The organism is Aeromonas australiensis (assembly GCF_000819725.1).
GTDB lineage: Bacteria > Pseudomonadota > Gammaproteobacteria > Enterobacterales > Aeromonadaceae > Aeromonas > Aeromonas australiensis.
In genome coordinates, this window is record NZ_CDDH01000051.1 from 1 (window position 1) to 13,224 (window position 13,224).

At 56.5% G+C, this 13,224-nt stretch carries 11 protein-coding genes; 9 read left to right on the forward strand and 2 right to left on the reverse strand.

All coding sequences use genetic code 11. The features are described 5' to 3' along the window. The 9 genes from BN1117_RS07545 to BN1117_RS07580 form a co-directional block, all read left to right on the forward strand. Positions 1-796 (forward strand): antA/AntB antirepressor family protein (locus tag BN1117_RS07545; protein ID WP_040096422.1); only part of this gene is annotated, 796 nt, incomplete at its 5' end. A 330-nt stretch (positions 797-1,126) separates the two neighbouring features. Continuing rightward, the gene (locus BN1117_RS19405; RefSeq protein WP_156129917.1) at positions 1,127-1,297 is read left to right on the forward strand and encodes a hypothetical protein; all 171 of its coding nucleotides are present in this window, start codon (positions 1,127-1,129) and stop codon (positions 1,295-1,297) included. Then, positions 1,294-1,653, forward strand: coding sequence for a hypothetical protein (locus tag BN1117_RS07555; RefSeq protein WP_040096207.1), 360 nt, complete (start codon positions 1,294-1,296; stop codon positions 1,651-1,653). The genes BN1117_RS19405 and BN1117_RS07555 overlap by 4 nt, the downstream gene beginning before the upstream one ends. After that, positions 1,650-1,904: a hypothetical protein gene (locus BN1117_RS07560; RefSeq protein WP_040096208.1), complete on the forward strand. Its 255-nt coding sequence runs from the start codon at positions 1,650-1,652 to the stop codon at positions 1,902-1,904. The genes BN1117_RS07555 and BN1117_RS07560 overlap by 4 nt, the downstream gene beginning before the upstream one ends. Further along, a complete protein-coding gene (locus BN1117_RS07565; RefSeq protein ID WP_040096210.1) occupies positions 1,901-4,705 on the forward strand; it encodes a DUF927 domain-containing protein in 2,805 nt (934 codons plus the stop codon). The genes BN1117_RS07560 and BN1117_RS07565 overlap by 4 nt, the downstream gene beginning before the upstream one ends. A 948-nt stretch (positions 4,706-5,653) precedes the next feature. After that, positions 5,654-6,649 carry a hypothetical protein gene (locus tag BN1117_RS19835; RefSeq protein ID WP_244463526.1) on the forward strand — a complete coding sequence of 332 codons (996 nt, stop codon included), beginning with the start codon at positions 5,654-5,656 and terminating at the stop codon, positions 6,647-6,649. A 344-nt stretch (positions 6,650-6,993) separates the two neighbouring features. Continuing rightward, the gene (locus tag BN1117_RS18950) at positions 6,994-7,218 is read left to right on the forward strand and encodes a helix-turn-helix transcriptional regulator (RefSeq protein ID WP_082032562.1); all 225 of its coding nucleotides are present in this window, start codon (positions 6,994-6,996) and stop codon (positions 7,216-7,218) included. 336 nt (positions 7,219-7,554) lie between these two features. Continuing rightward, on the forward strand, positions 7,555-7,869 hold the full coding sequence (locus BN1117_RS07575) for a hypothetical protein (protein WP_040096212.1): 315 nt from the start codon (positions 7,555-7,557) through the stop codon (positions 7,867-7,869). 25 nt (positions 7,870-7,894) lie between these two features. Further along, a complete protein-coding gene (locus BN1117_RS07580; RefSeq protein ID WP_040096214.1) occupies positions 7,895-8,716 on the forward strand; it encodes a hypothetical protein in 822 nt (273 codons plus the stop codon). Positions 8,717-9,886: 1,170 nt separating this feature from the next. Here BN1117_RS07580 and BN1117_RS07585 read toward each other — a convergent pair. Together BN1117_RS07585 and pbpG are read right to left on the reverse strand one after the other, a co-directional pair. Beyond that, positions 9,887-11,929, reverse strand: a complete 2,043-nt coding sequence (locus tag BN1117_RS07585; RefSeq protein WP_040096216.1) for a TonB-dependent receptor — start codon at positions 11,927-11,929, stop codon at positions 9,887-9,889. 348 nt (positions 11,930-12,277) lie between these two features. Next, entirely contained in the window at positions 12,278-13,192 is a 915-nt protein-coding gene (gene pbpG, locus BN1117_RS07590) for a D-alanyl-D-alanine endopeptidase (RefSeq protein WP_425283259.1), read from the reverse strand. Between the last annotated feature and the right edge of the window lie 32 nt (positions 13,193-13,224).

Here is a 13,224-nt window from a genome sequence, read left to right on the forward strand (position 1 = left end):
CAGGTGCGGAATGACGGATGATATTGCGAACGCCATATCTGAATTGTTGCCACTGCATGAAAATATGGTTGGTAGTAAGTGCATCCAGACCATTAATGCTCGTGAGCTTCACGCCTTCTTGAAGTCGGGACAAGAATATTCCCATTGGATGAAAGCCCGTATTGCCGAATATGAGTTTATTGAAGGGGATGATTTCGCCAGATTCGATGAAGTCATTTTGAGCACGATAAATTTATCAGATGCAAATGAGTCGCATCTTTATCGGCGAAATAGCGCCAAAGCACGGCGGCGGAGAGTCAAGGGTTACGCCCTTACTTTGGACATGGCCAAGGAGTTGGCCATGGTCGAGCGAAACACTGAGGGCCGCCGTGCGCGCCGCTACTTCATTGACTGCGAACGGCGGCTGGCCGAGGTTGCCCCGCAACAGCAAGTGTCGGCACAAGCCCATTGGCAAGCCGAACGGGACGCCAGCAAGGACTATCACGGGCTAATGTGTCGCGCTCTGCTGCAGCACCGTACCAAGCAGTGTAAGGAGACTGCCGGTCACCATTACAGCAATGAGCTGGGTATGATCAATCGGTTGGTGCTTGGGATGGATGGCAAAGCATGGCTGGCCGAATACGGCCTGAAAGGCGAGGTACGGAAACACCTGAGCGCATATCAACTGGCGTTGGTCGCCTTTCTTGAGCGCAGTAATGCCACTTTCCTGGACGCGGATATGCCTTTCGCGGAACGCAAGATGAGGCTAACAGCCATGCTGGCTACCTGGGTTGAACGCGAGGGTGGCGAAAAATGATATTGCGTGACACGATCCGACACGGTACGATCTTATCCGTTGGGGCTACTAACCCTAACAGTACTACTTCCACGAGCGGTTACCCGCAACCGACAATTAGCGGTTTTTTTGTGCCTGCCATTTGGGCTACTACCCCAGGCTGCCGCACAGATGAACTTCACATTCACGCCCAACGCGGCGGGAGTGTATCCGCTTTTGCGGTATGGTTGAGAGGCCCCAATAAGCCCGCAAGGGTGAATAAGGCCCGCCTTCTCGTGGAGGTAGTTGACGCCATGCCGCATCCCCATTTGCAGCATGGCCGACTCACTAAACCACGAGAGAGTACAGGCCATGATCTACACCTTCTTGATCCAGCATTCCCGTACCTGCCGTTTGGCAGACCTGCGCCGTATCCGCACCATTTCCGCTTTTGCCAACAGCGAAGCACAAGCCCGTTCTGCGCTGGCCGGTCTACCCCTGGTGTTTTTGTCCCGCACCCCGAACAAGGGGGTTGCAGTATGAAACGCATCACTCGAACTCGCCAGGTTATCCAGGCTGAGGCTCTGTTTGAGCAGTCTGCAATGCTTGCTTCTGCCCTGAGCTGCATCTGTGAGTCCAATACAGAGAGGATGCTCTATTTGGAGCTCTCCGACCTGTTGCATCCATTGCAGACCCAACTTGATGAATTGGAGGCTGGTTGTGCCGGGACGCCATTGGCGGAGCCAGCTGAACGCATCAATCGTTATGCCTCCGTCCTGCTCAAGGTGCTCAATGGCAATCAGTCCCATATCGAGCCGTGTGTGATCAGTGTGTTGCTCGCCCCAGTCATTGCGGAGTTTGAGGCTGTCGAGCTGGCCAAGCTCAGGGAGGGTGTATGACCTATTACGCATGGGCTCCAGCGGCTCAACAACCCACATTCATGGGCCCAGCCAACCCCAACACAGGCAAACGCTCACAAGCGGGCAGTCTGAGTGCCTTTGCCAGCCGTCGGCAGCGCGATGAGTTCATTGCCAGCACCGGCGGTATGGCGGGGGCCGTTACCGCCAAACAGGCCCGCCAGCTGAAGGCTGGGTTGGATGAACGCGCTTTCAATGAGCTGGTGACCGTTCTGGTGGGGGGTGATACATGAGCCAGGCAACATTCGTTTCTGACGTGGCCGCCGCGGCCTGTGGCCACTGGCCCGAACTGCTGGCAAATCTGGGGGTGACGGTACCGCCACGTAAGCAGCATGGGCCTTGTCCGGCTTGTGGTGGGAAAGACCGCTTTCGGCTCGATGACAAGGGCGGGCGTGGTACCTGGATCTGTAGCCAGTGTGGCGCGGGTGACGGGCTGGATCTGATCCGCCGTGTAACCGGTAAGTTGCCGAAGGATGCTGCGGAACTGGTTGCAGGGGTACTTGGCTTTTCTCATGTTGTCATATCAGACGCTGACCGAGAGCAATTGCAGCAACAACAGCGGGCGCAGGCTGATGCAGAGCAACAACAGCAGCAGATTAAGCGCCAGAAAGCCGCCAGACGCGCCGCAGATATCCTGCGCGACTGCAAGCCTGGCCAATCCCCTTATCTGGCACATAAACGCTTGAGCTGGCCCAGTGGGCTGTTGAATAGCACCCTGATCCGAGTGGGGGAAGAGGCGTTCCCCGCTGGCTCCTTGGTGGTACCGCTCTACAACGAGACCGGCGAACTGGTGAACGTGCAGCTGATCCGTCATGACGGGGTGAGGCACTACCTTGCCGGTGGCCAGAAGCAGGCTGCTTGCCACCGGATCTCGGGTAGTGCCCTGGTGGCGGTTTGCGAGGGCTATGCCACTGGGCTATCAGTGCATCTGGCGACCGGGGCAACGGTCTACTGCGCCATGGATGCGGGTAACCTGCTGGCCATCGCTCAGGTGGTGAGGGGGATGGATGACCCCTTGCAACCTTGCCGGTTATGGCTTGCCGCAGACAACGATGCCACCACGACGGGCAACCCGGGCAAGACCAAAGCCGAGCAAGCTGCCGCTGCCGTGGGGGCTGTGGTAGCACTACCGCCCACTGCAGGCGACTGGAACGACTATTACCAGGCCAATGGGCTTGAAGAGACCAAGAGATCCATCATGAGTCAGATTGAACAGACCCAGCAGCAAGGCGCCAGCCAGAAGGAAGGGCCGCGAGCCGAAGTGATCCCATTGCATTCTGTGCCAGATGTGCAAGGCGAGCAGGATCAACCAATTGATGGTGAGGAACTGCCTGAGGGCTATGAGATCCGGGACGGTATGCTCTACGTGCATGAATGGGTTGGCTCTGGACAAAACGGTAGGCAGGAGGAAACCCTGATTTCCCCTGAGCTTCGGGTGGTTGCCGAAACTTCTGATGAGGCAGGGTATGGCCAAGGGCGCTTGCTGGAGTGGCAGGATCGGGCTGGCCGTACCCGGCAATGGGCGATGCCGGTCAGCATGTTGGTCCACCGTGGTGGCCAAGAGGCGCTGGCGTCCTTACTCAATGGCGGCTTGCCCTTTGTGAACCTCAAGAAGCTCGACAAGTTGGCGGTCTATCTGATGATGAGCCAACCCGAGCGGCGGGTGACCTGTGTCGAACGTACCGGCTGGCACGGCAAAGCCTATGTGCTGCCGGGTGGGGGTATCGGGCCGGATGCTGAGCAGGTGATCCTACAATCTGCCGGCTATCTGAGTAGCGACTTCACCAGCTCGGGGGAGCTGGCCTGTTGGCAGCGCCAGATCGCTGCTATGGCCGTGGGTAACTCCCGCCTGTGCTTCGCCTTGTCGCTGGCCTTTGCCGCCCCCTTGTTGTCACTGGTGGGGCTGGAAGGTGGTGGTTTCCACCTCAAGGGTGAGAGTACCGATGGCAAGTCCACCATCATGAAGGCAGCAGCCAGCATCTATGGCCAGCCCGATCGCTACTGTCACACCTGGCGGGCGACTGGCAATGCCATCGAGGGGATCGCCAGTCGGCGTAACGATGCCTTGTTGTGTCTGGACGAATTGGGCGAGTTGGACGGGCGGGAAGCTGGGCAGGTGGCCTACATGCTGGCGAATGGCCAAGGCAAGGGTCGCAGCAAGCAGGATGGTGAGCTGAAAGAGCGCAAGGCGTGGCGGTTGCTGTTTCTCTCCACGGGTGAACTATCCCTAGAAGATCATGCCGCCGAAGCGGGTAAGCGTACTCAAGCTGGGATGGAAGTGCGTACTATCCAGATCCCGAGTAGCACCGGTAAGCATGGTGCGTTTGAGGAACTGCACAACCAACCAGACGGGCGCTCCTTTGCCGATGCCCTCAACGAGGCCTGTAAGCACGAATACGGCACCGCATTTCGGGCCTACATCGAGACCTTGGCAACAGGACTGGATGCATACAAGGAGCGCCTGAAGGCGGAGATCAAGCGTCTGGCGGTCGAACTGACCCCCGTAGGGGCCGGTAATCAGGTCGGGCGGGCTATCAATCGCTTTGCCATAGTGGCCGCAGCGGGTGAGCTGGCCACTGAACTGGGGATCACCGGTTGGCCCCAGGGTGAAGCTACCCGTGCTGTGCGGGTATGCCTCAAGGCGTGGTTGGATGAACGGGGGCATCTGGGCAACAAGGAAGACAAGGCCACCCTGGAGCAGGTGCGCGGCTTTGTGGTTGCGCATCAGAATAGCCGCTTTGCCGACTGGTTCGATCACACCCATCGTCCGGCCAATATGGTCGGCTATCGCAAGAAGGATACTGATGGCGTGAGCTTTATCGTGCTGCCCTCTGGTTGGAAAGAGATCACCATCGGTCGGGATCCCAAGCGGGTGGCCCAGCTTTGTTTGGAGGCGGGCTATCTGTTGCCCTCGAATGATGGAAAACGAGTCCAGCGCAAGATCCGTCTGAGGGATGGCAGCGCACCGGTCTGGATCTACATGCTGACCGAGAGAGTGCTAGCCGATGAGGCTGATGGGCCGGAAGACGAATAGCCATCCAGAAGAAAATAAGGGGTCGCCATCGCGCGGTCCTTTACTTTTTCCAGATCATCATGCTATTCGCGCATGTGCGCGCACAGGGAGGATTTAAGAAAAAGTATGGGAACAGTGGGAACAAGATAGATAAATGACCTTCAAAGCCTTATCCAGCAAGTGATACTAATGTTCCCACACTCACAGAGTTTCGTGGGAACACATTGGGAACAGTGGGAACAAGTCGGAAATGTTCCCAACCCATGTTCCCTTTGTTCCCACACCTTCCAGCGATTGTGGGAACAGAGAAACCCAGTCATGGTGCGGGTTAGCGGGAAATGTTCCCATGTTCCCACTGTTCCCATCGTTTTTACATCACACATGCATGTGTGCGTGCGCGAATAGCAAGAAGTGTGGCTGTTCGTCAACTCCTTTCTCTGGCTGGCCGTGTTTAGGGCTCGCTGTTTCCCTCCCAAGATCTGCTGTTGCCAGCCGTGCCCGCGCCCCGCAGGGCCGACGCTTATGCCGAAGAGGACGAAGGACTCAAGCGCATAAGCCAAGTCGGTCACTATGCGTATTTTTCCCACCACCAAATTTCTCTTTTGCAGTAGCGTGGACTGAAATAACGCGGGAGAGCCATGTATGGCGGGATATCAGTTTGCACATATTGACGGGTATGCACGACAAGGCGGGAAGACAAAGACGGGGCGGGTACTGTCAGCACAGCAGATAGCGGATGAGGCTGAGCGCAGACTCGGCGCCCATCCACATGTCAAAGACCCTAAGCCGCCGATCCAACGGTTTGGGGTAACGCCATCGGAGGTCGTACAGCAGGCCACCGCATGGGCGGAGCAGGCCGTAGACCCGCGAGGACGTAAGCTGAGGATTGACGGGCTGTGTTTAGGTGCTGGTGTGGTCAGTGTCCCGGAGAACCTGCCAGATGAGCTCTGGCCAGGGTACCGTGACGCCATGATCGGGTATCTGAAAACCAAGCATGGTGACAGGCTAAAATCGGTGGTCGAGCATAGTGATGAACGGCATCGACACATCCATTTTTATCTGGTCCCGCTGCCCGGAGAATCGTTCGGTGCGGTACATCCTGGTGTGGCTGCTGCGCGGGCCTCAGCTGCGCGAGGGGAGCGAAAGGGTCTGCAACGTCTCGCGTTCAATCAGGCCATGAGAGCTTGGCAAGACGAGATCCACTCGGTATCCGCAGACTTTGGGCTTGCCCGGATCGGCCCGCGTCGGCGGCGACTGTCGAGGGAAGAGTGGAACGCCGAGCAACGGGCGTTGTCTGCCCATGCTGCGCTCATCGGGGCAACGCAACCGAAAGGGCCAGCCATGAGTAAAATCAATCAGATCATCGCTATGCAAGAGGTTGAGCACCGAACCGGGTTGTTGGGACGGGGCGAGCCGCTCTACACAAAAGATCAGCTACTGGCCGCGACGAAGGCTGCTGCGCTGTATGGTGCCAGGCACAATGCCTCCCAGCGTCAAGCCATGCTTGAAACAGTGCTCCTTCGTACCCCCGAGATCGACGCCGCAGAGACCAGATTGGCTGAACTGGCTGCCCATGAGGCCACGATAGCGCACCGGATGATTGAGGTGACCGAGAGGGTCAGGGAGGCTGAGGAACAGGCTCAGGCACGCATAGAGGTGTCTTTGCTGAAGGTCAAGCAGGCCGAGGCAATGGCCATTCGAGCTGAACGCTGGGCCAAGCAGACTGTCACAGCGGCTGAAGCGCGGATGAGAGTAATCTTGTCACCTATCTTGGCCGCATTTGCGGCGATTCTTCGAGATCCCCAGGCGATAGAACCAAAGGCTGAAGCTGATGCCGCGATTGCGGCGTTGGCGGAACTTCGCCCGCTCGCCACAGAGATCCAGCAAGCCCTCTATCCGGTTGCAAAGGCAGTCAAAAAAGCCAACAAAGTTAACCAAGCACTCGGGTTTGACCTGCATCCATAGTGATCCGATCACCGTTAACCCGATTTGGCTTCCCACCTCACCAGTCCCGCCGCAATCTCTGACCCAGCCAGTGTATCTGACAGTGGATACACTGGCTGTCGCTCACATTTCGTTTGATACCTCCGCATCATCGCTTATAGCCGGGATAGTGAAAACCGCCATTGTGTAACGCTGTTTCACAACAGCACTTGATCGCTTCCCTGCCTAAAACATTGCAACCTTCGTAAAGCAATCAACCGCATCATCCGTGGGTGTGTAGCGTCTCCACACACCCGGGCAAGGTCGCTGTATGCACCAGAGTCGTTGCAACATTCAAAGGCGTTAAAAACATCGAGGGATGCAAAATGTCAGATTCCGTATTTATCGAACGAAAAAGGCTAACGGTCCTTATTGGATGCCGTCACGACACGATTGACCGCATGGTTGAACGTGGAGAATTACCGCGCCCAATTCGCCTCGGGCGCAATGGCCGGCACCGCTTCATTCGTGCCGAAATTGAACCTGCGTTAAAGCTGCATGGGATCGATCTGGCAAAGTTGGAAGCCGCCCATGCTGGAAGTGCTGTCTGATCATGCCAATCACCACGACACATGACCGAGGCGGGATCTTCCAGCCCGGCTCGACCTGGTTAACGATTTGCCAGGCTGTGTGTGGTGTATTGCACATAGCAGGACCGCTTTCTCCTGAACAGGCAGGACTGCTACTTACGAGCTTCCGCAGTGAACTGGCGAAAGCCTCCCTACCGGCTCAGTCCGAGGCTAGGTTAGATCCTTGGCACTACCTTACCGAACACACCTGTGGGGTGGTCGTCTTGAGTGCTTCAGGTCAAAACATCTTGCGACAGCAGCCTAATCGAACCGCCCAAACCCTCGTCAAGAACACCATCAACCACTGGAGAGAAAATCATGACCAAGCCGCTTAATCATGGCGCCATTTGCGGTCGTATTTTTGCCGCCATGCCCAAGCTGAATCTGCAACAGGAGGCAGTGTTGCTGGATAACCTGGATGGCATGACCAACAGCGAACTACGCGAATATGCCTCCAATGCCAGCGAGTTGGCAAAGACTCCGCTTCACCTACGTGACGAAAAGATGCTGCTCAGTTTGTCGCAGCAGTTGGGGTCTGTATCCATTGGCCAGGCTGGAGTTATGAACTTCACGGCTGAAAACGTGGAACGCCTAACTAGTGACTTGAAACACCTGACCGAAACAGATTGCTGAATTGCCCCCAATTTGGAGACCGGAAATGAATAACATCACAGACTTAGTACAAGTAGCCCAACAAGCGCACCATGAATATATGGGGTGGCATGAAGGCGAGCATCGGTTGCTGACCTGTATCAGCACCACACGTATCGATGAAATCAAACAGGATATCCAGAGGGGGCGTGAGCTCCGGCGAGCAGCGATCGCCCAAGGGAAGACGTCTGGAAAAGAGTACCGCCAGCTCTCTACTCATATCTCGTCACTTGAGAGTGAGCTGGCTGACATGGAGGTCGTTGCCGAAGAGTTAGAAGGCGGCGCATTTGAGCGCTCATGTTCTGGGCAGGCGTTGTGGCGCCAGCACCTTAAGCAACGTTCAGCTCTTGCACAAACCTATCTGGATGAATTGATCGCCAGTGATTTGGATGAAGCCCGCGAAGCCCTCGCTCCACTCTTGCCAATGCTGGCCAGATTAGTATCAAGAGGCAGACAGAAGGCGGCCATCGGTTCATTCTTGCAAGATGACACCAGTACTGTATTCACTCCAGCCGGCCTGATAGAGCCAGCAGAAGCACACCCGCTCGATATGGTGAAATCATTGGTGGATGAGTTGCTTGAGCCAATCTGGAGAGATACTGACCCGGAACTGGAGCCGGTGGTCATGGAAGAGATTAAGCGTATTCCGCCGAGCAATCTGATCCGTCTTGATTTGGTCGGCAGCCCATCAGCCAAATGTAGTGCTCGTGCAAAACAGGCCGTGCGCATGGATCAAACGGAAGAACCAAAATCTGCAGTGCAGGCAAGCCGCGATAACTGGTCACCGGATGCAATGTTGGCCCGCAGCAAGAATTTGCGAGAGGCATGACTCCGGTTTTCGCACGCAGTGTGCATTGAGCCCGCCCCGCGCGGGCTTTTTTTCGCCATCAAATATAAGAGCAGAGCCTCTTTGGCTACCAAAACACATAGAACTTCTTCGGGAGCAATTTGCTGCATGTAGACATTTCGATCTGACACAGCACTGATTGCAATCCAGCTCGCCACATGACGGGCCTTTATTGGCTTGCACCAGAGCGCCTGCACGGCTCGCTGTAGCATTGGCGGAGTTGTGGCACCTTGCACACTCTCAGATCCTTTCATGCGCCCCCAGAGCGGCTGATGCAGCCTGCCAGCCCCCACAGCGCGCAGAGTAACCCCCGCCACTCCTGCCCGCTTTATGTGTTGAAAATCGTGCACATGACAGATTGGGTGCAAGCCGCGCCATATCTGGGGCGGGATAGCGAAAGTACCCTCGAAAAAATCCTTCAGAATCCTTCAAAATCTTTCACTTTCCGTCATGTCGATTTGGTGGCAGGGGAGTGTTCATGAAAAACGAGGCTAAAACCGCGATTTTGGGCATGGTTGTATCTGTCTTGAGGGTTATGCCGTGTTTGCACTTGGCGTTGCGGAGTTCATATGAATTTTATATCTGGGGGTACTTATGGGGGTACATTCGATCTTTTGGGTGAACTTACACCTTATAAATCATTGCGTTATACTCTAAATTCGATAGAGACCCCGGCACCATCAAATTTATGACAAAAGGCCATCAGCAATGATGGCCTTTTGTTTTTGGCGCTACAGCGCCGTGAGTCGCCACAATTGGTCCGGCGATACTTCCAGTTATTTCCTGGTATTCTGTCCCGCAATCCCGCAATCCCGCAATCCCGCAATCCCGCAATCCCGTAATCCCGCAATCTCCCTTGTTTCCGTTTCTTGCTGGGCTGGCCAACTATATGGCTATCCTCTGCCAGTTTGCCCTGTTGTTCTCGTGGCGGTTATCGCGACGCGATAGCATGCGGCTTTAAAACTCGTATGCGATTTCGACAAACGGGCCAGCCATAGCCTACGTTGCGGGCTCTTCACTTAATTCATCATGATGGAGGCAACGTTTAGTCTCAGGGCCAGATGTCGCAGCCAGGGGCTGTCGGTGGAATTCAGTATCAGGGCAGGGTAAAAAACTGGCCAGCAGAGGCTGGCCAGTGTGAGAGAGGGGGGATCAGAAGCGGTAGGTGCCGGTCAGAGTGAGTTGGCGAGGTGTGCCTGGCATGATCTGGGTGGCCCCGGTCGCGCTGACGAAGTAGTCGTGGTCGGTCAGGTTTTCGGCGCTCAGCTCGGCTTCCCACTGCTGCCAGCGATAACCGGCGCGCGCATCGAAGCGTGCGTAACCGGGCAGTGCCGTGCTGTTGGCGTTGTCGGCGAAGCGATCACCCACCGCTGTCACGCCGGTTTCTCCGAACCAGCCCTGCTCACCACTCTTGTAGCCGAAATAGAGCTGGCCATTCTGACGGGAGACGTTCATTGGGCGTTTGCCCTGCAGGTCCGCATCTGCCTTGACCTGCTCCGCATCCTGAAGGGCGAAGCCGCCACGCAGGTAGATTTCGTCGGTCAGTGCGGCGCGGGCGCTCAGTTCGACACCCTCGGTACGCTGCAGGCCGGTGAGGATCATCTTGGTGGGCTCCAGCGGATCCTTGGTGCGCTTGTTGTACATCTCCAGTCGATAGAGGGAGAGGGTGGTCGCCAGCTTGCCGTTCAGCCAATCACTCTTCACGCCACCTTCGTAGAGGCGGGTGTGCTGTGGTTCCAGCCCGTTGTTCTTGTCACCCGGGGTGATGCCGATCAGCTCGCCGCCCACCGGAGTGAAGGTCTTACTGTAGGAGGTGTAGAAGGCGTGATCCTCGAGGGGGTTCCACACCAGACCAAGGCGCGGGCTCAGGCTGTTGACCGAGACGCTCTCCTCCTTGTTGAGGTCGTAGCGGCGACTGGTGACAGTGAAGTCGTCACGGCGCAGCCCGCCCACCAGATGCCAGTCACCCAGGCTGAGCTGATCCTGCAGATAGAGGCCATTGCCGCGCACCTTGTGTTTGGCGTCGCTGGAGAGCTTCATGGCGCCATTGTAGGTAGGCAGTGAGCCCGGATCGTAGAGATTGCCAGACGGGATGGCGGTGGCGTTCTGGTAGAGCTTGGGTGTGCGCTGCTGCCAGTTCTGCTCGAAGCCAACCAGCAGGCGATGTTCCACCGGGCCGGTCTGGAACAGACCTTCGGCCTCGGTGTTGCTGATCAGGTTCTTCGCTTTCAGATCCTGCTGCCAGCGGGAGCGGGTCACCTTATCCCCTTTGACGCTGGTGACATAGGTGTTGTCAAACTGGCTGTCGAGGGTGGAGTAACCGAGCTGCTGGCGCAACTGCCACTGATCGTTGATATCCCAGGAGAGGCGGGAGCGGGTGGATTGTGCCACGTCATCGATGAAGTCGCGGCTGGTATCGCTGTAGACATACTCTCGCGGCACATCAGCCGGGCGGCCATTGACCCCGGGAATGCCCCGATCCGGGGTGCGATCATGTTCGTTGCGCTCGTACTGCACCAGCCAGTTGAGGTTGTCGCTGATCTCCCAGTTGGCGGAGGGGGCCAGTAGGGTGCGCTTGCTCTTCACGCCGTTGCGGAAGCTGTTTTTGTCCTCTTGCGCCATGTTGAGGCGCAGCTGTACCTGCTCACTCGCCTCACCATTGAGGTCGGCGGCCAGCCGCTGACTGTCAAAGCTGCCGGCCCGGGCGGTGACGCTGGACTCCTGCCCTTTTTGCGGCTTCTTGCTGACCCGGTTGACGATGCCCCCCGTGCTGCCACGGCCGTAGAGCACGGCAGCCGGGCCCTTGAGCACTTCTACCCGCTCGATATTGCCGAGATCCCGGGTGTACTGCATGTCGTCGCGGAACCCGTCGAGATAGAAGTCGTTGCTGGCGCTGAAGCCGCGGATATTGACCCCGTCGAAGCGGGTATCACCGCTGGCGTTGACCCCGGGAATGCCGCTCAGGGCTTCACTCAACGTCGGTTGGCCAAAGGCGGTCAGCTCGCTGACCTTGACGCTGTCGATGGTCTGGGGCACCAGCTTGGCTGGCGTATTGGTACGGGTAGCGGTGGCAACTTCCTGATGCTGGGAACGTTTACCAACCACAGTCATGGTTTCATCGGCGGCCTGGGCAGTGAAGCCGGTGCCCAGCAGTGCCAGCGAGACCAGCGTTCTGCGAAAGTGAGGGTGCTGCATATTCAATATTGACTCTTTGGATGTCGACCTGACGGCTCGAACATATTGATTTAATTATAATTAGCCTGACCCGCAGAAGCGGGATGCCAATGATATTGATTTTCATTTTGCTGGCAAGGTGAAAGTGATTCTGATGCTGTGGTGTTGGTGTAACGACAGGCCTGGAGCGGATGGGGCAACAAGGATGGCTGTGTTATTTAAAATTTCAGGCGGTTTTCACGTATTGATAGGTGAGCATGAGAGCAAGAGAGAGTGAGCAGGTAGCCTGATTTTGAGCTGGTGTGACGGGATCTGCTTCAGCTGTGGTGGTAAATAGAGCGAGGCTGATGCCTCGCTGCTGGTGGGGGGTTACTGATGAGTCAGTAGTTTGGTCTGATTAGCCGCCAATGTGGTGTTACCGGCACTTTCCAGCCATCTCTTAACCTGCTTGGCATCGGCAACCCTGGCCCCAGGTGTGTCTGCATTGAGCAGCACCATGATGACTGGTTCCTGACGAATCTTGGTTTGCATCACCAGACAGCGACCCGCCTCACGGATATAACCTGTCTTGGAGAGGCTGACCGGCCAGTTTTCATGTACCAAGCGGTTGGAATTACGGTAGTGGAGTTGATGCTTGCCTGTGCGCACCTGACTCTGTTCGGCAGAGGAGTATTGGCGTACCAGGGGGTAAGTCGATGCAGCAGTGACCAGTTTTGCCAAATCATGAGCAGTAGACACATTGCGTGGATTCAATCCGGTGCTGTCGGCAAAACGGGTATTCCACATCCCAAGCATACGAGCCTTGGCATTCATCGCCTCGATAAAGGCCTGCTGGCCACCAGGATAGTGACGAGCCAGTGCCGATGCGGCACGATTTTCTGAAGACATCAGGGCAATATGTAGCATCTCGGCACGAGTCAGCTTGCTACCAATGGGTAGCCTGGAGCCGGTACCTTTGAGGCGATCTATATCGCTGTTGGTAATAGTCAGGGTTTCATTAAGCCGCTGGTTGGCATCCAGCACCACCAGTGCCGTCATCAGCTTGGTAATGGATGCGATAGGCATGACCCGGTTGCCGTTACGTTCAGAAAGGATCTCTCCTGTCCCGGGATGCGTGACGACAAAGGCAGCAGAGCTTAGTGAGGGACCATCACGTCGCTCCAGAAAGCGGCTCTGGGAAGGCGCCGGGGGAGTAAGAAATGAGCCCGAGGTGGCGCTGGCTTGCTGGAGTATACCGGGAGCCACTAGTGCTCCAAGAACTAAAGTGATAAGTGAACGCATCATCATCTGCTCTACCGAACAAAGGTTATCTGGTT